Genomic DNA, 22,608 nt, shown 5'->3' with positions numbered 1-22,608 from the left:
GTCGGGCTTTTTTATTTACAATGAAAATAGTCGAGAAAATTGTAGAAATTTATATTACTCGATTGAAAATTCAACTAAAGGGGAGATATCATGACAAAATTTTCACACCCATCAAGATGTTTACTCATCCTGGTAATCATCACATTAGTTTTTTCTATGGCAGGTTGCACGAAGACTAATTTTCCAAAGGCAGAAGAAAGCGTAAATGGGTTCTTCAAATCATTAAGCGAAGCTGATTTGAAAACTGCAGAGTCATATTGTGCTTCTGATAGCGGTAATTTTACATTTGCTGACCCACAAGAAGAAAAGCTTGCAAAATTAATCTTTTCAAAAACGAAACATGAAATCGTCTCTTCAGTAGAAGCAGGAGAGACGGCAACTGCTAAAGTCAAGGTAACCAATCTTGACCTTCAGAAAATCTTTGAAGGGATATTGGGGAAAGTCATGGATGAAGCGCTTAATTCCGCTTTCGGAGGCGAGGAAATTTCTGATGAAAAAATGGAAGAAAACATGATGAAGTATCTGGAGGAAAGTATATCAAAGCCGGATGCTCCCGTTCTGACAAATGAACTTGAGATTACATTGAATAAAGATAAGGCAAAAAAAATGTGGGTGATCCAGGATAACGATGCCCTTGTCAATAACCTTACCGGGAATCTTAATGAGATGCTTAGTCAATAAAATAAATCTTTAGAAATTGACTATTATGATTTTATTATTTCGTCTTTCCCGTACACTTCTGGTTTAGTAGTTTGAAAGCTTTATCAACCCTATCTCGATCATGTTTGAGGCCAATCTAGCAAAATATAATGCAAAATTAGCGGTGATGAAGGCTGGAGTCGCTGAGGTTAAGGCGGATATTAAATTAGAGTACCTTTCTCACATGGATAGCCTAGAAAAGAAAAGGGATGCTTTCTTTGAGAAATATGAACAGCTTAAAGAAACCAGCGAACTTGGATGGGAAGATATAAAAATTGGAACTGAGAAATCGTGGAACGAGTTGAAGGATTCGATCGAGAAGGGGATCTCTCGTTTTAGTAAGCTTAAGTAGTTAAGATGTATAAAATGCATGATAAAAAACAGGTGGTTGACTTGACTGGTCAACTACCTGTTTTTGTCCTATTGAGAACAACATAGAGAAGAAAGTTATCGCATATCACGAAGCGAATCTGTGAATGCCGTTGAAATGTCTAACGAATACATCATTAAACCTACTAAAAGCACGAGTAAAAAAAGGTAGGAGACCCCTATCTGAAACCTGAAGATGGGCTCTACACTCAGGTATAGAGCAGTTTGAGCTTTATTTCTATACATAGAGATGATTTCAAGGATGCCAAAGAACACGATCAAGAGGAGTATATAAGCATGTAGCTTCCAGATAAGAATGATAGCTAAGATTAAGCCAATAATCCAAATAAAGGGCGAAATTGCTTTCGAAATTCTGCCCCCATCTAAGAAGCCAAAAGGTAGTAAATTGAAGACATTTATTAAGGCACTTATATAGGCTAATCCTGCCCAAAAGGGAGTACCAGTTATAGAGTATAGCCCTATACAAACAAGCGTGATGAACGCCCCTGCCGCGGGTCCGCCAATCGCTACTATTGCCTCTTCCCTAACACTTTTCGGGATACTCTTCATCCTGATAAAAGCGCCAAGAAAAGGAATGAAAGTTGGAGCAGAGACATCAAGACCAATTTTCGTGCTCGTGACATAGTGACCCATCTCGTGAACAAAAATAACACCAACAAAGCCTATTGCAAATAACCAACCATATATTTGAGCATACAGAATAATGGTTAAACCCATGCTCAAAAAGGTGCCGGCAAATTTTGATGCCTTTAGTAAGGTCAGCAAAAACTTTGCGATAACTGCAAGCTTGCTAAACTTTAATAATCCTAGTATTAAAGTTATCAGGATACCGATAATCGTTCTAGGGCTTTGTTTCTTTGGTTTTTCTACTATATCTTCAACATATGATTTTTCGTCGCCGATCATTTTACTAATTTTCTCCCCACTTTCCCTCAAGGTTTCTATAGCTTTTTCCCAAACCTTAAGTTTGGATATTCTGGTTGGTATATTATTATATTTAGTTTATCATTGTTATAGCTTGTTTTTCAACAGGCCTCAGTGTTAATCGGGAATACAGAACCGCGTTTAGTTGCTAAGAAGGGTGTACAGTTTGCGTTAAAGAATGTACATTTACACAGACAAGTTATCATGATTTGAAGCGAAATTTCAAATAGGTAGAAAGATTATCACTGTGTTAAATAGCATTCCGCAAGTAGTCAATCTGTCGTGAGTTTGAGTAACTGGGAGGGCATAATATTGGGCAAAACCGAAGATGTTTTAGAAGAGTTCAGTCGATCTCGTATTAATGAAGAAGCAGTGAACGTTGGACGTGACACGTGACAACGTGACAAGGGAAACGTGACAAGTGGACAGGGACATGTCTGCGAGTTAAAGGTTCGATATAATTTTACTGCGGTTAAATGGCCATGTACATTACGCTTTTCTCAGCCTCCTATTCCCGCTACTCGGATGCTCGGCCAGATGCCACTCGCCTTATTTCTCTCGATTGCCAATCAAAACACTTAATGACAACTGACAACGTTCCCGTTGCGGAATATAGAGTATTCAGTTACTTGATAAAGTCTACCCAATATCCTCCACAGGATATTGATTCCTTCCATGCGTGCTATATGCTGCGAGTAATCTATAGCAGCAAAAATTCAAATTCGTCGCATGATTATTATCTTTTCATAATGAATGGCAACACCTATATGCAAAATGGCAAGGACGGGTCTAATGCAAAGGTAGGCACAGAATTGTATATTCGTATTGACACTCTTCTAAATTGCTGAAAACCAGGCTATGGCTCAGAAGGTGGCTATCACCTTAAAGTTCCTCTCTGCAACCCCGATTAATACAATTCGGTACTACGCTGAGGAAGTCCCCAGCAAGGAGTGTATTCCAAATCCGCCAATTTAATAGCCTACGGCACTGGGGCCTGCCAGATCAGTTCCTCCGAAGGAACCTCGGTACCGAGATATTCCTCGATGCCGGCGGCCTGTAGCTCAATTCTAAGAATATTTACTTTAACATTGTTGAAATAGAAACAAAAATTTAATATAATATAGTTAATGCACCAACGGGTGGGAGGACAGGCCATGAACAGAGAAGAACAGGTCACAATGGGTTTCAGGGACTTATTAAACAAGATGGCTTGGCTTAATAAGTTTAAGATGGAAGACAGTCTTAAGGGTTATAAGTCTTCTGAAGTACATTGCATCGAATACATTGGAAGAAATGTAGGGTCCAACGTGACAAAACTTGCGGAGTCCTTTTATATGACTAGGGGCGCCATAAGCAAAATGACCAAGAAGCTCATAAAAAAGGGTATCATTGAAAGCTATCAGAAACCGGATAATAAGAAAGAAATCTATTTCCGCTTGACTTCGCAAGGGCAAGTAATTTATAAAGTCCATGAGGAACTGCACAAAGAGTTTCAAGAGCGGGATAAAGCCGTATTTGAGCAGGTAACCGAGGAACAATTTGACAGTATGCTTAGCTTCGTGGAAAAGTATAGTAGGCATTTGGATGCAGAAATAAAGAAGCAAGGTGTAGATATAACAAATAGAAATGATTTTGAATAATGGGGCTGTATCAAAAAGTAGCCTAAAGGGGGCTGTATCAAAACGCTGGAACATCAGCGTATGATACAGCCTCATTTTATTGTTGACAAGGAAACGATAAAATGGTAAATTACTTATGTTGCCAAGGAAACATAAGTAATTTATTTCGAGAGGTGAGAATTTTAAATGCATAAAAAATTTCTGTGGATCATTGTGGGGATTGTGTTGATGAATGGAATCGGGATGACGGTGGTGTTCCCGCTATTGCCATTTTTACTTGGCAACTACTTGCCCGCTTCGCAAATAGTTGTAGGAATGAGTGCGCTGGCATCAGTTTTTGCGGCTTGCACTTTTTTGGCAGCGCCAATATTTGGGGCATTAAGCGATCGCTACGGTAGAAAAAAGATTTTAATCATTAGTTTACTCGGATCTGTTATAGGATATATTCTGTTTGGTATCGGTGGGGCGCTGTGGGTGCTCTTTCTGGGCCGGATAATTGATGGACTAACAGCAGGCAATATCAGTACGTTGTTTGCTTACATTGCTGATAGCACCGAGCCGCAGGAGCGCACAAAATGGTTTAGCTATATAGGTGCTGCCATGGGAATAGGATGCATGATAGGGCCTGCACTAGGAGGTCCGCTTGGCGCCATTTCAATTACGCTGCCGTTTTTTGTTACGGCAGGTATAATGTTCCTCTCCGTTATTTGTACCTATTTCTTTCTGCCGGAATCACTGTCTCCCGAAAAACGATCAACCCATTTTTCGATAAAAAGTTTCAATATCTTGGGTCAGTTCAAAGATATTTTCACCATGAAAGAGGCCAGAGCGCTTATCATCGTCGGAGGATTCTTCTATGTGGGATTAGGAATCTATCAATTCAATTTCAGCATCTTCTTAAAAGATATTTACTCGTGGGGGCCCGCGCTTATCGGTGGTATATTTACTCTTATTGGAGCCTGCGATATTATTTCGCGAGCTGTGTTATTACCGCTTCTTCTTAAAAAGTTCAGTGAGCAAAATATTGGTATTGTTGGTCTTTTCGGACTAGCACTGGGACTTACGCTAATAATTCTTAGTATTCATATCTCGTCTCCAGTACTTATTCTTGCTGCGGTTATGAGTATCACGCTAGGCGAAGGCTTGTTCGATCCGTCCTACAACGGACGACTCTCGCAGTCTGTAGACGAAAGTAGCCAAGGAAAATTACAAGGTGTAAATCAAAGTTTGCAGTCGGCTTACAGAGTTCTTGTTCCTCTTGCAGCAGCAGCTATATATTCATTAAGTCCGGGCATTCTATATGGAGTGGCAACTTGTGTTATGATTGGATCGCTAATTTTATTCTCGAAATTACAACCATATATTAAAAAATAAAATTAAAAAATTTTATACAATCTTAAAAATATTCTTAGCTCTCACTCGTCTCCCCTATTGTAAGTGGTATTTGGCGAATGATAAAATCCATACGCATCGTATGAACCAGGAAGAGAATTATGCTTTCTGTTTTAAACCACAAATGCGAATGACATTGGGCTAACGATGTTCCTGTAATGAAAAAATGGTTTGAAGGTTGGAATAGTAAGTATCAGCGCAAGGATATTGGAGATGGCTACACTCAAGCGTTAGTACTAAAAGGATGTAAGTTCCTTTGTTCTTTGACGTCGAAAGCGGACTGCGTCGAAGTGGCAGAACCGGGTTAGATAAAATGTGGGCGTTGAACTTATTCTAAGCGTAGTGAATGCCATAAAAAGAAATATTCGTAGAAAAGGTACCATAGTTGATCCTGTATAAAAGGCGGCCGTAGGGCCGCCTTTTTATGTCTCGGTGTCAAAAATTTCTTCGCTAATTCTTGGCCACAGCCAAGTTTCCTTTATTTATCCCCCTAAATTCGCAGTGGATTGTAGTGGTTGTTGGTGGGATAACATGATAATATCTGGTTCCCATTGACCTAATGGATTGGTTTTGATCCAGTGGAGTCCGGCAGCAAGGTTCTTATAGGTACCCGGGCCTGTCCCAGAATCGACAGCGCTGTCGATTCTGGGACAGGCCTGGGTATGAGCTTGTCACACTCTTAAGCTGGATACATATTCTGTGAATAAAGTAAGAGTATGGAGGAAGTTGTGATGTGCGATTTAATCAATGGCCGCACGCCGTTCGTTATCGCGGTTGAAACAGAACTTTTGTTGACAAGGGAACAAAAACGTGATAAATTATTATTGTTACCACGTCAACAAAAAAGGAGGGATCGTATGAATCAAGCCCTGAAGATCTTAGACATTTTTATAAAAATACAGGAGCGCTCGGACGTATTCCAACATAAACAAGAGGGTCTGTTGGATGAAATCAGCCTTGCGGAAGTACACTGTCTTGACTGGATTGGTATGACTGACCATCCGAATGTAACAAAAATTTCCGAAAAGATGGGCCTGACGCGGGGAGGCATAAGTAGAATCTGCAAAAAGTTACTAGGTAAGGGCTTAATAGAGAGTTACCAGGAGCCGGAAAATAACAAAGAAATTTACTTTCGACTGACTGAGGGCGGACAGTCTGTGTATGGCGAGCATAAAAAAATCCATAGCGAAGCCAGACAAGAGTGGTTGTCCTTTTTCGAACACTACAGTGACAACGAGCAAGCTACAATATTACGGTTTGCCACTGATATTAACGATCTTTTTGACAGTAAATCGGCTGATAAGATTGAAAAAGAAAAATAATTCTATTTCATTTGAGAAAATGGCGTCGTTGATATGAGAATGGCGCGCAAATATTGGAGGCATGATAGTGACCGCGAATATTTCAGCCGTATTGCTGACAATCCTCTTTGTATTGAGTGTATTTTGCGGCAGATTCTTCTGTGGTAGAATATGTCCCTTCGGACTTTTGCAAGACTTGCTGAATAAGATACCATTTCCGAAAAAAATTCGGTCTTTCAAAGGCGATAAGCACTTAAGGTACATGAAATATGTCTTACTGATGTTGATGGTAGCCGCGAATCTGTTCGGGTACTCTACCACCTCGATGAATGAAGCGCATACATTTAATGCGGGCTTAGCAAGCGGGTGGGCGATGTTTGCCCTGTTGTGTATTGTAATTAGCCGTCCGTTGTGCAAATATCTGTGCCCTGTGGGCCCAATCCTTGGTTGGTGTAATCTGCTTCCTTTCGGCGAATACAAGGTCAATCAAGAAAGCTGCACCAAATGCGGAGTATGCCTTGATGTTTGTAAAATGGATATTGAACCATATAAAACACCGAACCACATTGAATGCATACGTTGCGGCAAGTGCAAAAAGAATTGCCCGTCCAAAGCCATAACATCGGGATTCTTGAAAAAGTGACCCATACAAAAACTTATTATACGGAGATTCATAATGTTTTCTTGAGATAAAATAATAAATACCACCCAGGCGGCAGCGGCAAAAGATTTGGCGCTACGACAAGCGGACACTAAGTCAAAGCCTCAATTTACGAATCAGGCGTGAGTGGCATGACTTACAAGAAATATGAAAAATACAGCATCGGTCCTATCGATGAACGGGAATGCTGTTTGACTTACAATGGGTCTAAAATATTTAAGAATACGATTTTAATTGCTAAAGGCTATAACCAGAAGCTGTGTGGGATATGGATAGATCGTTTAAAGAAAAAAGAAGGTGCAAAATGCTAAAGGATATACTTTCTCGTCTCAAAAAGAATGCAGATGGGAAGCCAAATAGAAATCCAGTCACACCTCCCTGCCGGTATCAGATTAACGCTGAAAAATGCCGGGGCTGCGACAGATGTAAAAAAGTTTGCAAGGCTGGGGCGATCAGCGGAGAACGTGGGAAAGCGTATGTGATCGATGAACAAAAGTGCATAAAATGCGGAACCTGTATGAAATGGTGCAAGTATGGGGCAATAAAAAGTTTGGATATGTACTCCGGAGAACCGAAACAGTAATCATTCATTGGATTCACTGCTTGAAGAGATTGATGTAGAAATATTTAATGCGTTGGTTGAGATATGGTTCTCACACCAACGCATTTTGCTTTTGAATTGAAGATTCAATATCTATCTTTATCCTTCAGTTGACATAGTTTGGGATATTGGTTATAATTCAATTAGTAGTTTACTAAATTACTAATATACTAAATGAACTCAAGGAGGCTTATTCATGAAAATACCAACTACTTTAAAACATAAACCGGTCATTATATCTGAAAACTATGAAAATATTGATGGCCGGAAGGCTCACGATACAGATGCCAAAGGGCTCTCCTTGGGGCTAGCCCAGTGGAATGATCGAGGGAAACTGGATATTTCCGCCAAAGTATGGCGTTATACAGGAGAAAAATGGTCTCGTCAATCAGAAGAGTTGCCAATGCACCGTGTTCTTGACCTTGCCATTTTGACTTGTAGAACCAGCTTATATTTCCAGGACGCTTATCGGTTCCCGAAACTGTATGATCCTGATAAGACACTGATTGACCGTATTGGGTTGCAAGGGGATGCCATGAGTGTTTCCGTTTGTACAGAAAATCCCATGATTGATGAGGATATTAAACTGTTTTCTCAGGCTCTTAGTGATGATGGTGAAATGATTGGAGAGCGACTTCGTGTCTTATCCCGGCTATTAAAAGAAATGGGGTATTAGAAATGCTAGAAAAGGAGAATTGTTTTGAACACAATAGAACATGGGTGTGACAGCATCCGTGAAGAATATTATTTGTCACCTACAAGACAACTGACTGATGTAGAAAAAGAACTTGTTTGGAAAAAGCCATTATCTCATAAGGTAAGCGAGGAAGAACTGCGTATTTGTAAAGAAATAAAACGCAATTGGAATCGCAGGGAAATGAAAATCGCCAACATTCTACTAGAAGGTGATGCTGGTTCTGGCAAAACACAACTTGCAAAAGCATTGTCAGCTAACTCCGGTTTGCCCTATACGAAAGTGACATGTTTTGCGGATATGGATAAATCAGATATTATTGGCGCTATTTTGCCCGTTATTTCATCGGAGCGATTAGAGAAGATGGAGCCTGTGGAACAAATCGTTTTGAACGCATTATATGAGAGCGATGGCTTTCAAAGCACAACGGAAATATTGATGGACGTACTGGGGGTTACACAGGAACAGGCTGCTTTAAAAATGAAGCAAGTACTGAAGCTGGTTAATGAAAATACTGAGGGTGAAGTGGTTGAGTATCGATTTTACCCCTCCGAAATAGTCAGAGCCTATCAAAAAGGCTATCTTCTGGAAATACAGGAACCAACCGTTATTCGAGATGCTGCTGTGTTAATGGCCCTAAACTCTGCCTTAGAGCTCGATGGAAGCATCAATCTCCCTACAGAAATAATACGCAGACATCCAGACTTTATAGTAGTCATTACGACAAACCGCAGTTATACAGGGTGCAGACCGCTAAACGAGGCATTGCGTGACAGGGTTCAACACACGGAAAAGATGGACTTGCCAACCAAAGAAATCATGATAGAACGTGCGATTGCCAAAACCAATTATAGGAATCCATTGGTATTGGATGTATTAGCCGATATAATTATTCTTTTGGACAAAACAGCCCGAGCCAATGCGATTAAAGGCGTGGCTGGTATGCGTTCATTTTTTTACTGGGCAGATGCGGTTGCTGGAGGTGCCTCAGCAAAAGAATCCCTTTATCATAAAGTCATCTACAAGATAACAACCGATTCCGAAGAAATCGAACTATTGGAAGAAGCACTAGAAAGCCATGGTTTGTTAGTCAGCTTAAATGAACTTGAGATTGAAGTAAAAAAAAACCAAATTCTGATGCAGAAGAGATAAGGACATGGGGAGATATAGACAACACCGATTTTGACACTGACAACCAAGCAGAGGAAAATGGGATCGCCTTTAAGAAGTCTGCTGATAGTGACGAAGGTTCTTCCAATGTTTCGGATGAATCTACCGATATAGAAAGTTCGGATTTGGGAGAGGATGGCTCTCCCAAATATCATCAGGCAAATCCTGAAACAATATCCGAGGATGCGTTACAAAAAGATCGGGATTTCCGTAAAAAGCTGAATCGAGATGCTAGGGAAGTTGTGTCCAAGTCAATTCATAAAGGGGTCAAGCTCATTGTCCACCGTCCAGATTACGGATTGGAAAACCAACAGGAATATGCCAATCTAAGTAAGGAACTTATGCCGATCGTGCGGGAAATCGCCAGAAAGACACTTCCACTGTTGGAACATGATATTTCTTCTGAATTTGCGAGAAATCATTATTATGGCAGTAAATTTCAAGCAGATAGCGTTGCTTATCGGGATTTCAGGTATTTTTCTAAGAAACGTCCGCCATCTGAATCCCCCTCCCTTGTGGCGGGCTTAAGGGTTGATGAATCAGCCTCTATGTCAGCTTTTGGGAGATTAGAAGCAGCAAAGCGTGCAGTTATTGCTGTCTATGAGTTTTGTCAAATTTGTGATATTCCCATAATGGTCTACGGTGATACTGCGGATGTTTCTAAGTTGGAGCAAATGTCGATTTTTGCCTATACGGACTATGATAAACCAGATTCCAATGACCGATTTAGGCTTATGGGGATTCGCGGCAGAAGTAATAACCGTGATGGAATGGCTCTTAGAATTATTGCGGATCGATTAACTGTTTCCTCCCAACAGACAAAGCTATTGATTAGCATAAGTGACGGACAACCCAAAGCAATGGACGATTATACCGGAAGTTATGCAGTTGAAGACATGCAACAGACAATAGCCGAATATGAACGGAAAGGAATTACATTTCTAGCAGCCGCAATCGGCCAGGATAAGGATGTGATTAGTCATATCTATGGAAAAGAACGATTTCTGGATATTACAAATCTAAAAGAGTTCCCTGCAAAGTTGGTTCGGATTATCGCTCGTTATTTGTAGAATGCTAATAGGTGAATAAATAACGAGTAAAGCTTATGAACTGATATAGATAATTTTACGGTCACGAAAGGAAAAAACATGGATAAGAAAAGTCGCATTTAAAATATCTTCTTGCTTTCACTTTCAGGGTGATACGTTGCTTTTAATTAAGCGGATCTATATAATATTTATGGAACGTAAAAACACGATCCGGTAGGTAGTCCGGATGCATTGGTTGTCTTACCAATGTCAGTAACCTTCCCCCTCGGGATGTCCATCGTTCTCTAATTATTAATTAGAGGGGGGATATATGTGAAATTGACGATCTATCATAATGGACAATTTTGGGTTGGTGTCATTGAAGAATGTGTGGATTCTAAACTAACAGCTATGAGATTTGTTTTTGGTACGGAACCCCATGACGCAGACGTACTAGATTTCTTAGATCGCACAATATTGACGTTATTAACAAAGCCTTCCAAAGCAGTGACGGTTAAAACAGTCGTTGAACGTGTCGTAAATCCTAAACGTTTAGCTAGAATCGCAGCAAAGGAAATCAACACTCATGGTATATCTACAAAAGCTCAAGAAGCGCTCAGAGTCCAATTGGAAGGTAACAAGCAAGAACGACAAATCACCAGTCGCCAGATGAAGGAAGCGGCTCAAGCTAAAAAGCGTGAAATGGCTATTCACAAAGCGAAGCAGAAACACAGGGGGAAATAATGACGCCGACCTTCCCGGGGTGATCCCGGGTCTTTTTTCGCCCTTTTTTAAGTTTGAGACCTATAGTTACGGTTACGTAAAGTCCCCTCGTACTTCGGACGGGGGGACTTTTAATTATCGTATCTTAAATATCTTTATTATCTGACGCGGCAAAGACTTACCCCAGAATTCCCATTAATCCAACAAGACTACTATTGTCTCAGTTACTCATTCTTTAGTCCATCTTATATGTTTCTTCAATACTTTTATGGGATAATTGGTTCCTCGCCATTCGATACCACCTTGGCTTATAGTTTTAACCATCGAATTTAATATTGCTCCAATGTACAGCAAGACAGATATAGGGTGAATCACAACATAACTACGGGAGATATTCAAGTATTTCGCTAAGTAATTATAGACAGCAAACAAACTGATGACAGAAACACCACACAAAGCTCTTGCCCAAATTGGTCCGAGGAATATACCAACGAATGGGTAAACACCCACTAGCAGAGCATAAAGGCATATTAGTAATGTTGTAACAACACTGTATTTAAAATGAGCAAACTGATTTTTTTTAATTCCTTTGAGCAGGGCAAAAAGGTTATCATACCATTTCACTATAATAAAGCCTTTACCCGATAGCCCGAAATCCTGTTTGTATCCCTTATTTACCACGAGTTCCCCAAAAGACATGTCATCAGCTACCCGCATTGCTATTGCTTCGTATCCACCAATTTCCTGGTATACGGATTTTTTCACTAAGTTAAATGCACCAACTCCCACCTTGTTTGTAAACATCACCGTAGCGGTAATTGCAAAACTGAGGTAGGTAAGAAAGGCACGATAGAAAACACCTCCGTAATATAAATCAGGAGCGATTGTTAGGTGGTCGAGCGTGTGTTCAAGAGCATATCTAAGGGTTTTCTTTAAACTTCCTAAGGAGAACATAACATCAGCATCGGTAAAAAGTAACCACTCGCCCGTAGCCTCTTTCACTCCCTGGTAAACAGCATGGTTTTTACCTAACCAGTTGGGAGGTAAATCATAAATAGTTATAACTTTCAGTTGCGGGTATTGAACTTTAAGTTTCTCCAAAACCGCCCCAGTGTTATCAGTAGAACGGTCATTCACTACGATTACCTCTAAATTAGGGTAATCTTGACTGATTAACTGTCTAACTGCCTGTTCAATGGATTCTTCTTCATTACAGGCTGGAATTATTACAGATAATGCTGGATAAATAACACCATTGTTCGAACTATCGGTTTCCAGAAATACGGGTCTCTTTTTAATATATCTAAACCAAAGCAAGACTGTACCTACTCCTATAAAGGCACTAATTAAGGACAATACTGAAAAAAGAACATTCATAACTACCTCCATAAATATCACCTCCAAATTAAATTCAATTTCATTCCATAAAAACCCTTCTTTGTGTAATGGTATTTCGGCAGGTATTTTAAAAAGGTTGTTGAAATCTTGTTAAGAGTAGCTGAACGCATTCTTATGATGTGATGTATTTAGTAGGAAACCTATACTCAAAAAATGAAAGGTGATATATATAGAGTGAGAAGTAAATATTTAATACCTAGATTTATACTTGGAATCTTAACAAACAATGATATTAGCCATATATGGGTTAATGGGTAATATCGATATTAACCAAATTAACTATATGCTTACTTCTATGAGCTTTTTTCAATTATTTAATGGTTTACACTTTACGAGCAAGATAGAAAAAGAGATGGCATAATGGTTATTTTATCAAGTATATTTTGCTTGGGTGTAGTAATTAAAATCGTATTACTCTAAAATCCATGGTCCAATTTAGTGACTAATGTACAACAACTTATTAACCGTAGGATATCCTGTTAAATGTCAACTTCACATATCCATGCGACATAATAGATGTTTCTTTTAGGATAATTAATTTCAAATAAATTAGTGGAGGTGTCGTATGAAAACTAATGGGAAATGTACCAAGTGCAATTCGAATGACATTGTAAAAATACCAGGAAGGGCTGGTGCATATGCTTCAGGTAATAATATCATGACTGGAATGACAACTTTTAGTGCAGTCTTGGTGACTCGATATTTATGTTGCAGCTGCGGGTATTCTGAAGAGTGGATTGATAACAAAAAGGATATCGAGAAAATTCGCGCGAAATATTAAAGCTCATCTGTGTCGTATTCTTCTTATGTTGTGACGTATTCGTGACACGAAGTAAAGATTATCAAATTTGTCGAAAGAGGGAAGAAAATGTTAAAAGTTGATTTTAAGATTGAAGGCATTCCAGCAATTTTGTGGGGAGAGCCATCTGATAAAATATTTATTTCTGTTCACGGAAACATGTCCAGCAAGGATGATGATTTAATTGAAATTTTTGCTGAAGAAGCAATTGACAAAAGGTATCAGGTACTCAGTTTTGATTTGCCTGAACATGGTGACCGTAAAGGTGAAGGTTATGCTTGCAAGGTTCAAAACTGTATTAGTGACCTTACAGCCATTGTGGAGTATGTCAAAACTATTTCAAGTAATATAAGCGTATTTGCTTGCAGTATGGGTTCATATTTCAGTTTACTTGCATACAGAGACTTGCCACTCAAACAATGTCTGTTTCTTTCTCCTGTGTTAAACATGGAGCGAATCATAAACAATATGATGACATGGTTCAACGTAAGCGAGGATAGATTAAAAGCCGAAAAAGAAATTGAAACACCAATCGGACAGACACTTTATTGGGATTATTACTGCTATGTAAAATCCCATCCTATTGACACTTGGAACCAACCTACTGCGATTCTCTATGGTTCAAATGACAATCTTTCTGAGTTTAATGTGGTTTCTGAATTTGCAAAACGTTACCATTGCAAGTTACATGTGTTTGAAGATGGGGAGCACTATTTCCATACTGACGAACAACTATACTATTTTAGGCAGTGGTTGAGAGATAATATTTTCGCATTTTGAGCATAACGGGCAATTTAAAGTTAAGTCGCAACATTCACAGCAAATTATCCGAAGTTAGGCATAAAAATGCTGAAGCTTGGAGTAGAGCTTGAGTAGCTTAAAATGGATATTTTGAGGATTGAACTAACCCTAACTTTGGATAATTACAATGGTGCGAAATTAATCAATCAGTAAAAGTACTCATAATCTCGCTACTTACTTTTTATTTTTGATTTAACCCATTCAATGAGCAAGAATACTAAAAAAGATAAAATATACCCAACAACAAAATATAAACTAGCGTGTAATGGTATAGATGGATATGTTTCGTTATATAGGCTTGAAAACATAATTCTTGGAATAATGATACCGCCTATTGTAATCCCTATGCTAGGACCTATAGCAAATTTTAATGCTCGTTTTAACATTTCACACCTCGTCAAAATAATAATCTGATTACACATAATTCAATAAATATGCATCGATAAGTTATTCCTCAAGCAACAAGAAATCCCTTCTTGCATTAAATTTCATTGAATATGAGGATGAAAGAACGAAGAACAATCGTTATAATTTGTGAATTACAAAAATGCACCTTTCTTCATCTGAATTTGCGTTCAAAATGGGGGTTGAAGTAAGGGGGATTTTGGGGGAATATTCTTAACTTGACAACGGATATAAACATGATATAAATTTATTGTAAACCTAAGAATTAAAAATGGTTTACAATAATAATGAGAATGTATATTTTTCAAAGGATTAGAAATTTGGGTGAATAAAAAGGGGCAGAGTCGATGAAAAGTTTTTACACAAATCTGGAAAATGAGTTGCATAAATTAGATGAACAGCATCTTTTCCGAGAGATGAAAATTGTACAGGGGGCTTCGACCGAATGGGTGGAGATCAAGGGAAAAAGGCTCTTAAATCTTAGCAGCAATAATTATCTGGGCATTGCTAATCATCCTATGTTGAAAAGTGCAGCCATCCAAGCGATTCAACAATTAGGCTGTAGTGCCACTGCTGCACGCCTGATAGTGGGAAACTACGAGTTATATGATCAGGTGGAAAGAGACTTAGCGCGGTTTAAAAACACTGAAGCAGCTCTAATCTTTAACTCTGGATATATGGCTAATGTAGGAATAATTACGGCACTAGTAGGCAAAGGAGATATCATCGTCAGTGACAAAATCAACCATGCCAGTATTATTGATGGTGCCCGCTTGAGTGGGGCAGAAATTCTGCGCTATAAGCATAAAGATATGGTCGATTTGGAGCGGTGTATGCAAAAGGCGGAGGGTTACAGGCGTAAATTGATCGTCACTGACAGTGTCTTTAGTATGGACGGAGACCTTGCCCCCCTTCCTGTAATAGTAGAATTGAAGGAAAAGTATAAAGCGGTTTTGATGATCGATGAAGCCCATGGGAGTGGAGTCTTTGGAGAAAATGGACGAGGATTAGCGGATTTTTACGGGGTTTCTGATCAGGTGGAAATTATCATGGGTACGTTGGGTAAGGCTTTAGGTTGTTCCGGTGCCTATGTAGCCGGGCGAAAAGTACTAATAGATTATCTGCGTAATAAAGCTCGCAGCTTTATTTTTACTACGGGTCTCCCACCAGCTGTTGTGGCCAGTATTCAAGCAGCTATTCAGGTAGTACAACTGGAGAATTGGCGGCAAAAAGATGTTTTGGCTAAAGCTTCCTGGGTGAGGGAAGAACTTGCCAAGGTGGGATTCAATTTGTTAAACAGTGAAAGCCAGATTATTCCTATCTTAGTGGGGGGGAATGAAGCAACTCTGGAGTTCAGTCGCCGTCTTTTTGATGTGAATATCTTAGCAGTGGCTATTAGGCCACCAACGGTACCACCCAACGCCGCCCGCTTACGTTTGTCTATTATGGCCACTCACAGCAAAGAAGATTTGACCTGGGCAGTGGAACAGATAAAGCTTATCGGTCGGGAACTGGGGATAATCTAAGAGGAAGTGAACGGTGATCAAAAATATCGTACTTATTCACGGCTGGGCCTGTGATGAAAGTATCTGGCAGGAGACCGAAAACTACCTAGAACAAAAATACTGCTTGTATACTATCAACTTACTTTTAATGAAAAATACTTATAGTTATCGAGATGCTGTGATTGAGTTGATTGAGCAAAAGGGTCTGACTAAAGTAGTTTTGGTAGGTTGGTCTATGGGTTCCATTGTTGCCATCCAGGTGGCAAGTTACCTGCTACAAAAAGTACAAGGAATGGTATTAGTCAGTGGAACGAGTAAATTTATAGCTGAAATGCCGACACAGGTTCTGGGCAGCGGAGACTCTCTCGAGGATACAGATTTTAAAAATAACGAGCTTTATCAGGAAGGTATTCCTTCAGTATTGGTAACAAAAATGAAAAAACGACTGAGCAAAAATCTGGAGAGAACATTAAAAGATTTTTACAAACTGATGTTTAGTTCTAAAGAGCAGGCACAGGGATTGGATGACAAAATTACGGACAATAACCTCAGCTGTGGACGGAGATGGGAGCTTCTAGAAGCCCTGTCTGGTTTAGATTTTCTGATGGAAGCAGATGTCCGTGAAGATTTGCAGAATATTACTTGTCCTACTTTGTTGCTGCATGGTGAAGCGGACAACCTTTGCCCCTTAGAGGGAGCTAAGTCTATTGAACGACAGTTACCCTGTGCCCAATTAGTCAGTTATCCAGGAGTTGGACACATCCCGTTCTTAACTGAATTTAGAAATTTTCATCTAGATCTAGAGGAGTGGTTAGCTGTTCTATGATGGTAAATAAAGTGCAGGTGCAAAAAAACTTTGGTCAAAGTGCAGCTACTTATGACGATTACGCAATAGTTCAGAAGGAGATGGCTAAGGTACTTCTTGCTAAGATCAAGAGTACGGGGCGTTGCTTTCAGACCATATTAGAAATTGGCTGTGGTACCGGTTTTTTTACAGAACTCCTTGCCAGAGAATACCCAAAAGCACTAATTACAGTGCTTGACATTGCTCCGGAAATGATCGATATGGCTAAAGAAAAGTTATCGGGTTTTTCAAATATAAGCTATTTAATAGCTGATGGAGAAAAGCTGCAAATAGGTGAAGAATCACTAGTCGCCTCAGCCTTTGACTTAATTGTATCCAATGTAGTTTTTCAGTGGTTTACTAACTATGCCAAGGCCTTTACTCAGTACTACGTATTGTTAAATACTGGTGGTTATCTGATTTTCAGCACGCTTGGCGCCGGAACTTTTAAGGAATTATATAGTTGCTTGAACAATAGCTCAAGGGTTAAAACCCAACAGGAGTTAAGTTGCAGTGAAGGGCACCCCAATAAGGAATCATTTATTGAAAGCAAAAGCCTTCAGGAACACCTAATTAATACTGGATTTAAGTTTATCGGTGTAGAAGAAGTCACAAAACAAGAATATTTTAATTCATGCCGTGAATTTTTAAGAGCTATAAAAAAGATTGGCGCAAATAATTACCTTGCTGGGAAACTGGGTGAACAGGGGATGGGCAGTGGAATTTTCCCTCTCATTAAGAGCTATGATTCAATGTTTTCTAATGAACAGGGAGTTTTTGCCACCTATCAGTGTTTATTTGGCTGGGGACAGAGAGATATATAAGTGATTATCTAAACAAGTCATTTGGGGAAATATGGGGTGATTGTAGATGTCTTATATACAAAGTCTGAAAAATAATGTGATTAATGGTTACAGAATAACAAAGGTAGAAGCTCTATTACTTTATGATTGGCCCCTTGATGAACTGTTAGTTTTGGCAAATGAGATTAGACAAGTTTTAAGTAAAAACTCTTTCGATATATGCACAATTATTAATGGAAAAAGTGGTAACTGTTCAGAAGACTGTAAATATTGCGCCCAGTCAGTAAATTATAAAGCTTGTGTCGAGGACTATTCACTACTTTGTGAAGAGGAGATTTTAAAGTGTGCTTTATCCAATTATCAAAAGGGAGTGCTTCGTTTTTCAGTTGTTACATCAGGGCGCAGTTTGAATAATCATGAACTTTTGGATATTTGCAGTACCTACAAGTCTATTAAAGAAAAATGTAACCTATCATTATGTGCTTCTCATGGCTTATTAACCTATGAACAGTTCAAACTGCTTAAAAAAGCAGGGGTTACAAGATATCATTGTAATCTTGAGACATCAAGAAGATTTTTCCCCAATATCTGCACTACGCATACTTATGATGACAAAATAACGGCAATTAAAAATGCTCAACAGGTAGGATTTGAAATTTGTAGCGGCGGTATTATGGGGCTTGGAGAAGAATTTGAGGATAGAGTGGATATGGTGATGGATTTAAGAGCGCTTGGCGTAAGATCTATACCTGTTAATATACTAAACCCCATTAAAGGTACGCCTTTGGAGCATAACCCAATGCTTTCCGACGAAGAGGTACTAAGAACAATTGCTGTTTTCAGGTTTATCATTCCTGATGGCGCAATTCGCCTTGCAGGAGGAAGGGGGTTGCTTGCTGACAAAGGTAAGAGAGCCTTCTTATCTGGAGCGAATGCTGCTATCACGGGTGATATGCTTACTACAAGCGGGATATCGATTAAAGAAGATATCGAAATAATAAGTGACTGTGGATATAAGGTGCAAATGCTATGAGTAAAGGAATATTTATAACAGCAACAGGTACAGATGTTGGTAAAACCTATGTTACAGCATTGATAACAAAAGCTTTATGTGATAATGGAATAAATGCAGGGTACTATAAAGCAGTACTTAGTGGAGCAGAAATAATCAATGAAAAGATTATTGCTGGGGATGCGAAATTTGTGTTTGATTGTGCAAAAATTGAAAAAGAACCCAATGATTATGTTTCCTACATTTTGAAAGCTCCTGTCTCACCCCATTTAGCGGCAGAACTTGAAAACGTCACGCTTGAACTTAATACTATGTATAATCATTTCAATCGGATTAAATCAGAATTTGAGTATATAACCGTTGAGGGAAGCGGCGGTATTATCTGTCCAATTCGGTTAGATTCTGAAGTGATCATGCTGACTGATATTATTAGAAAACTTGGGCTTGAAGTGATTATAGTTGCTTCAGCAGAACTCGGAACAATAAATCATACTATATTGACTGTTGAATATGCAAAACAACAGGGTATTTGCATTAGAGGAATTATTCTTAATAATTATGACGATAAAAGCTTTTTGCACAGGGATAACAAGCGGATTATAGAAAGGTTGACTGGTATCGAAGTTATGGCAATGGTAGAGAAAGGTGCAAAAAGGCTGAATATGCAAAATGATAAGCTTTGCAGCTTGTATAAGGAGATATGAGACTATGAATTTAGTAGAAAAAGACCTTAAATATATTTGGCATCCATGCTCTCAAATGAAGGACTATCAAGACCTTGAACCAATCGTTATAAAAAATGGCAAGGGCGCTTATATATTCGATATCGACGGGAAGAGTTATCTTGATGCGGTTTCCTCTTGGTGGGTAAATCTTTTCGGCCACTCAAACGATAGAATAAATAGAGCAATTAACGAACAAGTGGAAAAGCTGGAACACGTTATCTTTGCAAATTTCACTCATGAACCGGCTATTCAGCTTGCAGAAAAAATCGTGAATATCACTCCTGAGGGGCTAGACAAAGTTTTCTTCTCAGATAATGGTTCATCCGCTATCGAAGTTGCCTTAAAAATGAGCTTTCAATATCATCAGCAAACGGGGAAATTTAAAAAGCAAAGGTTTGCTGCGTTACAAAACGCCTATCATGGTGAGACTTTAGGTGCTTTGTCAGTAGGTGATCTTGATTTATATAGCAAGGTTTTTAATCCACTTTTACTCAATACATTACGTCTCGAAAGCCCGGATTGCTACCGATGTGTCTATTGTAAAAGTAGAGATACCTGCAATGTTGAATGCTTTGCGAACTTGGAAAAGGATATTATATTGCATCATGAAGAACTGTGTGCGGTAATTATTGAGCCCTTGATACAGTGTGCTGCCGGTATGAAAATGTATCCACCTGTTTATCTAAAAAGGTTGCGAAAATTATGTGATGAATATGATATACATCTAATTGCAGATGAAATAGCTGTTGGTTTTGGGAGGACAGGTAAGATGTTTGCCTGCGAACATGCTGGAATTTCACCTGACATCATGTGTCTATCAAAGGGGATTACAGCGGGGTATCTTCCACTTGCCCTAACCTTAACTTCAGCTAAAATATATGATGCCTTTTATGGTGATTATTTTGAGCATAAGGCATTCATGCATAGCCATAGTTATACTGGAAATCCGATATCTTGTGCTGTGGCAAATGAATCACTGCTTATTTTTGAAACTGAGGATATCGTTGCAAAGAACAAAATTCTTGAAAAGTACATGTTAAAGTGTGCTAATACCTATTTCTCTGAGAATAAAAATATCGGTGAGTATAGACAGATTGGAATGGTTGGAGCTATAGAGTTGGTTATGGATAAAAACTCAAAACAGGGTTTTGAACCGCAAAAACGTATAGGTTATGAAGTGTATAAGAAAGGCCTAAACAAAGGCATAGTAATTAGACCTTTAGGAAATGTGATTTATTTTATGCCACCTTATGTTGTGAATCAGCATGATCTTGATTTTTTATATTCTCGAACACTAGAAGCTATAACTGAGGTTTTAAATCAGTAACGTGTATTTTTAATTTATTTGAGATCACTTTTCAAGGTGCATTGGCACATATTGTATGAGTTACATGTGTTTTCTATCGAGCCTGTGCGGCGAACCGAGGCACCCTGGTCACGGCAAAATGGCTATAATAAATACAGCTCTTTTGTCGTGACAGGGCACGTGGATTGCTTGATAGGGCTATATTGTTGATGACAGAAAGCCATGATATGAGCGGGTTTGAGAAAACGATTGTCTTTTTATAGAATCGCCCCAGATATCTTGGAAAAATACGGTAACGGTTTTAAAATAAGCAGCGCCAAAAGGAATTGGAGAATCAAGGATTTATATCAACTCTTTTGAGGACATAAGAGAGCTAGCAAATTTGATTACTTATTGCTATGATAAAATGTGTCTTAAAGAAAGAGTTTGATTAACTTAAACTGGAGGAAGAGAATGGCAGTTGACGAAGGTTTCAAAGACTATGTAGTAGACCAACTTGGTATGTTGGGTGTTGTTACTGTCAAGAAGATGTTTGGCGGTGCTGGTATTTACTATGACAGTTTGATTTTCGGATTACTTGGGGATGATGTCCTATATTTTAGAGTTGATGACTCTAATAAGTCAGATTATGTAAGGGCAGGAATGGAACCATTCCAACCATTTGATGACAAACCCCTGGTAATGCCATATTATGAGGTTCCTGTTGATATTTTGGAAAACAGAGAACTGTTAGCGGATTGGGCTATGAAATCCTTATCTGCATCTAGAAATAAGAACATAAAACCCAAAAAGCAAAAACTGACAAAAGGTGAGCAAATGCCTTGGTAAAAGCAATTAACCCCTTTGCCTACAGCAAGGGGTTAATTGCTTTTTACTAATCGGACCATATATGGGAGGATTTATTTAGAAAGATGTAGAATGTAAGTTTATAAGTAGTTGGGTCGACTTTAACCATAGAGGGACTATTCAGGTTTTAGGGGGTGTTAGCATGTTTATGGATAATGGTCCACCTAATTTTTTGTTTTCAGTAGCACCAATTATTTTCTTTGTAGTTTTCTTCTTAGTGTTTGGTATAATTATTTTTGGTATCGTAAAAAGTATTGGACAATGGAAATATAATAACTCACAACCAATATTAAGTGTCATTGCCAAGGTTACCGCAAAAAGACCGCATTCAACAAGCAGTATTCACAATGGTGCTGGAGAAACAGGAATGCATCATGTCCATTCCAGCACTACATATTTTGTAACTTTTGAGGTTGAAAGCGGAGATCGCATGGAATTCATGGTCAATGGTAGTGAATACGGACAACTTGCGGAGGATGACATCGGAAAACTAAACTTTCAAGGTACTAGGTACTTAAGCTTTCTTAGGAGTAATGCGCAATAAATAAGCCTAAGTAACTGGGCGTAGAATTATGTGATATATCAGTCGTTATAATTATCTAATAGACCGTTCTTTGAACGGTCTATTAATTCATTCCTGGATTAAAAACGGTCTTGGGAGAAAATATTAGAAAGATGTGGAGTTATAAAGAAACAATTGATGATAGCAAAGTTAAAGAAGCAATCTCTAGCTATCTAAGTAAAATGGAGAAAGATATTCTAGATATGACTATAAAAGTCAGCAAGTCTATTAATTATGGTACAATAAGCGTTATAGGCAATTTAGAAGATGGAAAAAATGTATCAATGATGGTTAATTTGAAGGATTATTCTGTAATGAGCTATGAAGTAAATTACAAATAATATTTCAACGAATACATTCAGAAAGCATCTTAATAAAATCTTAAGGTTATATTAAGAAA

General features: G+C 38.7%; 27 protein-coding genes. 24 read left to right on the top strand and 3 right to left on the bottom strand.

Going from position 1 to position 22,608, the window contains the following annotated elements; all coding sequences use genetic code 11:
* Positions 1–90 precede the first annotated feature (90 nt).
* Positions 91–681, top strand: coding sequence for a DUF5105 domain-containing protein (locus E4K67_RS16145; protein WP_135548467.1), 591 nt, complete (start codon positions 91–93; stop codon positions 679–681).
* Between the two features lie 100 nt (positions 682–781).
* The gene (locus E4K67_RS16140) at positions 782–1,051 is read left to right on the top strand and encodes a sll1863 family stress response protein (protein WP_135548465.1); all 270 of its coding nucleotides are present in this window, start codon (positions 782–784) and stop codon (positions 1,049–1,051) included.
* Positions 1,052–1,146: 95 nt separating this feature from the next.
* On the opposite strand, the gene E4K67_RS16135 is transcribed toward E4K67_RS16140, so the two are convergent.
* The gene (locus tag E4K67_RS16135; protein ID WP_135548464.1) at positions 1,147–1,995 is read right to left on the bottom strand and encodes a site-2 protease family protein; all 849 of its coding nucleotides are present in this window, start codon (positions 1,993–1,995) and stop codon (positions 1,147–1,149) included.
* A gap of 1,172 nt (positions 1,996–3,167) precedes the next feature.
* On the opposite strand from E4K67_RS16135, the gene E4K67_RS16130 reads away from it, so the two are divergent.
* From E4K67_RS16130 to E4K67_RS16090, 11 genes are all read left to right on the top strand, one after another.
* Positions 3,168–3,653 (top strand): MarR family transcriptional regulator, encoded by a 486-nt coding sequence (locus E4K67_RS16130; protein ID WP_135548462.1) that lies wholly within the window; start codon positions 3,168–3,170, stop codon positions 3,651–3,653.
* A gap of 165 nt (positions 3,654–3,818) precedes the next feature.
* Positions 3,819–5,006, top strand: coding sequence for an MFS transporter (locus E4K67_RS16125; protein WP_135548460.1), 1,188 nt, complete (start codon positions 3,819–3,821; stop codon positions 5,004–5,006).
* A gap of 176 nt (positions 5,007–5,182) precedes the next feature.
* The gene (locus tag E4K67_RS29795; RefSeq protein WP_158408499.1) at positions 5,183–5,332 is read left to right on the top strand and encodes a hypothetical protein; all 150 of its coding nucleotides are present in this window, start codon (positions 5,183–5,185) and stop codon (positions 5,330–5,332) included.
* A gap of 423 nt (positions 5,333–5,755) precedes the next feature.
* Complete coding sequence (locus E4K67_RS16120) at positions 5,756–6,346, top strand: MarR family transcriptional regulator (protein WP_243454500.1); 591 nt, start codon at positions 5,756–5,758, stop codon at positions 6,344–6,346.
* 67 nt (positions 6,347–6,413) lie between these two features.
* Positions 6,414–6,968 carry a 4Fe-4S binding protein gene (locus E4K67_RS16115; RefSeq protein ID WP_158408498.1) on the top strand — a complete coding sequence of 185 codons (555 nt, stop codon included), beginning with the start codon at positions 6,414–6,416 and terminating at the stop codon, positions 6,966–6,968.
* 149 nt (positions 6,969–7,117) lie between these two features.
* Entirely contained in the window at positions 7,118–7,297 is a 180-nt protein-coding gene (locus E4K67_RS29790; RefSeq protein WP_158408497.1) for a hypothetical protein, read from the top strand.
* A complete protein-coding gene (locus E4K67_RS16110) occupies positions 7,291–7,569 on the top strand; it encodes a DUF362 domain-containing protein (protein ID WP_158408496.1) in 279 nt (92 codons plus the stop codon). The genes E4K67_RS29790 and E4K67_RS16110 overlap by 7 nt, the downstream gene beginning before the upstream one ends.
* 214 nt (positions 7,570–7,783) lie before the next feature.
* Positions 7,784–8,263: a DUF6530 family protein gene (locus E4K67_RS16105; RefSeq protein ID WP_135548454.1), complete on the top strand. Its 480-nt coding sequence runs from the start codon at positions 7,784–7,786 to the stop codon at positions 8,261–8,263.
* A gap of 24 nt (positions 8,264–8,287) precedes the next feature.
* Positions 8,288–9,433, top strand: coding sequence for an AAA family ATPase (locus E4K67_RS16100; RefSeq protein ID WP_243454499.1), 1,146 nt, complete (start codon positions 8,288–8,290; stop codon positions 9,431–9,433).
* Between the two features lie 143 nt (positions 9,434–9,576).
* Positions 9,577–10,521 (top strand): vWA domain-containing protein, encoded by a 945-nt coding sequence (locus tag E4K67_RS16095; protein WP_243454498.1) that lies wholly within the window; start codon positions 9,577–9,579, stop codon positions 10,519–10,521.
* A 291-nt stretch (positions 10,522–10,812) separates the two neighbouring features.
* Positions 10,813–11,223: a YjdF family protein gene (locus E4K67_RS16090; protein ID WP_135548450.1), complete on the top strand. Its 411-nt coding sequence runs from the start codon at positions 10,813–10,815 to the stop codon at positions 11,221–11,223.
* 207 nt (positions 11,224–11,430) lie between these two features.
* Here the strand turns inward: E4K67_RS16090 and E4K67_RS16085 are convergent, their stop codons facing one another.
* Complete coding sequence (locus E4K67_RS16085) at positions 11,431–12,579, bottom strand: glycosyltransferase family 2 protein (protein ID WP_135548627.1); 1,149 nt, start codon at positions 12,577–12,579, stop codon at positions 11,431–11,433.
* A 586-nt stretch (positions 12,580–13,165) separates the two neighbouring features.
* Here E4K67_RS16085 and E4K67_RS16080 point away from each other — a divergent pair.
* Both E4K67_RS16080 and E4K67_RS16075 read left to right on the top strand, forming a co-directional pair.
* Positions 13,166–13,381 (top strand): hypothetical protein, encoded by a 216-nt coding sequence (locus E4K67_RS16080; protein ID WP_135548448.1) that lies wholly within the window; start codon positions 13,166–13,168, stop codon positions 13,379–13,381.
* Positions 13,382–13,468: 87 nt separating this feature from the next.
* Complete coding sequence (locus E4K67_RS16075) at positions 13,469–14,179, top strand: alpha/beta hydrolase (protein WP_135548446.1); 711 nt, start codon at positions 13,469–13,471, stop codon at positions 14,177–14,179.
* A gap of 191 nt (positions 14,180–14,370) precedes the next feature.
* On the opposite strand, the gene E4K67_RS16070 is transcribed toward E4K67_RS16075, so the two are convergent.
* On the bottom strand, positions 14,371–14,586 hold the full coding sequence (locus E4K67_RS16070; protein ID WP_135548444.1) for a hypothetical protein: 216 nt from the start codon (positions 14,584–14,586) through the stop codon (positions 14,371–14,373).
* A 366-nt stretch (positions 14,587–14,952) separates the two neighbouring features.
* Between E4K67_RS16070 and bioF the strand changes: the two genes are divergently transcribed.
* From bioF to E4K67_RS16025, 9 genes are all read left to right on the top strand, one after another.
* Complete coding sequence (gene bioF / locus E4K67_RS16065; RefSeq protein WP_135548442.1) at positions 14,953–16,131, top strand: 8-amino-7-oxononanoate synthase; 1,179 nt, start codon at positions 14,953–14,955, stop codon at positions 16,129–16,131.
* Between the two features lie 13 nt (positions 16,132–16,144).
* Entirely contained in the window at positions 16,145–16,936 is a 792-nt protein-coding gene (locus E4K67_RS16060) for an alpha/beta fold hydrolase (RefSeq protein WP_135548440.1), read from the top strand.
* Complete coding sequence (bioC, locus tag E4K67_RS16055; protein WP_135548438.1) at positions 16,933–17,778, top strand: malonyl-ACP O-methyltransferase BioC; 846 nt, start codon at positions 16,933–16,935, stop codon at positions 17,776–17,778. Before E4K67_RS16060 ends, bioC begins: the two co-directional genes overlap by 4 nt.
* A gap of 46 nt (positions 17,779–17,824) precedes the next feature.
* The gene (gene bioB / locus E4K67_RS16050) at positions 17,825–18,790 is read left to right on the top strand and encodes a biotin synthase BioB (protein WP_135548436.1); all 966 of its coding nucleotides are present in this window, start codon (positions 17,825–17,827) and stop codon (positions 18,788–18,790) included.
* Positions 18,787–19,473, top strand: a complete 687-nt coding sequence (gene bioD, locus E4K67_RS16045) for a dethiobiotin synthase (protein WP_135548434.1) — start codon at positions 18,787–18,789, stop codon at positions 19,471–19,473. Before bioB ends, bioD begins: the two co-directional genes overlap by 4 nt.
* Positions 19,474–19,477: 4 nt before the next feature.
* Complete coding sequence (gene bioA / locus E4K67_RS16040) at positions 19,478–20,821, top strand: adenosylmethionine--8-amino-7-oxononanoate transaminase (protein ID WP_135548432.1); 1,344 nt, start codon at positions 19,478–19,480, stop codon at positions 20,819–20,821.
* 432 nt (positions 20,822–21,253) lie between these two features.
* Complete coding sequence (locus tag E4K67_RS16035) at positions 21,254–21,628, top strand: TfoX/Sxy family protein (protein WP_135548430.1); 375 nt, start codon at positions 21,254–21,256, stop codon at positions 21,626–21,628.
* A gap of 160 nt (positions 21,629–21,788) precedes the next feature.
* Positions 21,789–22,190 (top strand): DUF2500 domain-containing protein, encoded by a 402-nt coding sequence (locus E4K67_RS16030; protein WP_135548428.1) that lies wholly within the window; start codon positions 21,789–21,791, stop codon positions 22,188–22,190.
* Between the two features lie 110 nt (positions 22,191–22,300).
* Positions 22,301–22,549 (top strand): hypothetical protein, encoded by a 249-nt coding sequence (locus E4K67_RS16025; RefSeq protein ID WP_135548426.1) that lies wholly within the window; start codon positions 22,301–22,303, stop codon positions 22,547–22,549.
* Positions 22,550–22,608 lie beyond the last annotated feature (59 nt).

Source organism: Desulfosporosinus fructosivorans, assembly GCF_004766045.1.
Classification (GTDB): domain Bacteria; phylum Bacillota; class Desulfitobacteriia; order Desulfitobacteriales; family Desulfitobacteriaceae; genus Desulfosporosinus; species Desulfosporosinus fructosivorans.
This window is presented reverse-complemented; position numbering and strand designations above follow the sequence as displayed.

Bases quoted from the DNA above. Each gene is read 5' to 3' on its own strand.
- bioA (WP_135548432.1), top strand. From the start codon at position 19,478: ATGAATTTAGTAGAAAAAGACCTTAAATATATTTGGCATCCATGCTCT.
- E4K67_RS16085 (WP_135548627.1), bottom strand. From the start codon at position 12,579: ATGAATGTTCTTTTTTCAGTATTGTCCTTAATTAGTGCCTTTATAGGA.
- E4K67_RS16130 (WP_135548462.1), top strand. From the start codon at position 3,168: ATGAACAGAGAAGAACAGGTCACAATGGGTTTCAGGGACTTATTAAAC.
- bioD (WP_135548434.1), top strand. From the start codon at position 18,787: ATGAGTAAAGGAATATTTATAACAGCAACAGGTACAGATGTTGGTAAA.
- E4K67_RS29790 (WP_158408497.1), top strand. From the start codon at position 7,118: ATGACTTACAAGAAATATGAAAAATACAGCATCGGTCCTATCGATGAA.
- E4K67_RS16105 (WP_135548454.1), top strand. From the start codon at position 7,784: ATGAAAATACCAACTACTTTAAAACATAAACCGGTCATTATATCTGAA.
- E4K67_RS16075 (WP_135548446.1), top strand. From the start codon at position 13,469: ATGTTAAAAGTTGATTTTAAGATTGAAGGCATTCCAGCAATTTTGTGG.
- E4K67_RS16110 (WP_158408496.1), top strand. From the start codon at position 7,291: ATGCTAAAGGATATACTTTCTCGTCTCAAAAAGAATGCAGATGGGAAG.
- E4K67_RS16035 (WP_135548430.1), top strand. From the start codon at position 21,254: ATGGCAGTTGACGAAGGTTTCAAAGACTATGTAGTAGACCAACTTGGT.
- E4K67_RS16030 (WP_135548428.1), top strand. From the start codon at position 21,789: ATGTTTATGGATAATGGTCCACCTAATTTTTTGTTTTCAGTAGCACCA.
- E4K67_RS16080 (WP_135548448.1), top strand. From the start codon at position 13,166: ATGAAAACTAATGGGAAATGTACCAAGTGCAATTCGAATGACATTGTA.
- E4K67_RS29795 (WP_158408499.1), top strand. From the start codon at position 5,183: ATGAAAAAATGGTTTGAAGGTTGGAATAGTAAGTATCAGCGCAAGGAT.
- E4K67_RS16145 (WP_135548467.1), top strand. From the start codon at position 91: ATGACAAAATTTTCACACCCATCAAGATGTTTACTCATCCTGGTAATC.
- bioC (WP_135548438.1), top strand. From the start codon at position 16,933: ATGATGGTAAATAAAGTGCAGGTGCAAAAAAACTTTGGTCAAAGTGCA.
- E4K67_RS16120 (WP_243454500.1), top strand. From the start codon at position 5,756: ATGTGCGATTTAATCAATGGCCGCACGCCGTTCGTTATCGCGGTTGAA.
- E4K67_RS16140 (WP_135548465.1), top strand. From the start codon at position 782: ATGTTTGAGGCCAATCTAGCAAAATATAATGCAAAATTAGCGGTGATG.
- E4K67_RS16135 (WP_135548464.1), bottom strand. From the start codon at position 1,995: ATGATCGGCGACGAAAAATCATATGTTGAAGATATAGTAGAAAAACCA.
- E4K67_RS16125 (WP_135548460.1), top strand. From the start codon at position 3,819: ATGCATAAAAAATTTCTGTGGATCATTGTGGGGATTGTGTTGATGAAT.
- E4K67_RS16070 (WP_135548444.1), bottom strand. From the start codon at position 14,586: ATGTTAAAACGAGCATTAAAATTTGCTATAGGTCCTAGCATAGGGATT.
- bioB (WP_135548436.1), top strand. From the start codon at position 17,825: ATGTCTTATATACAAAGTCTGAAAAATAATGTGATTAATGGTTACAGA.
- bioF (WP_135548442.1), top strand. From the start codon at position 14,953: ATGAAAAGTTTTTACACAAATCTGGAAAATGAGTTGCATAAATTAGAT.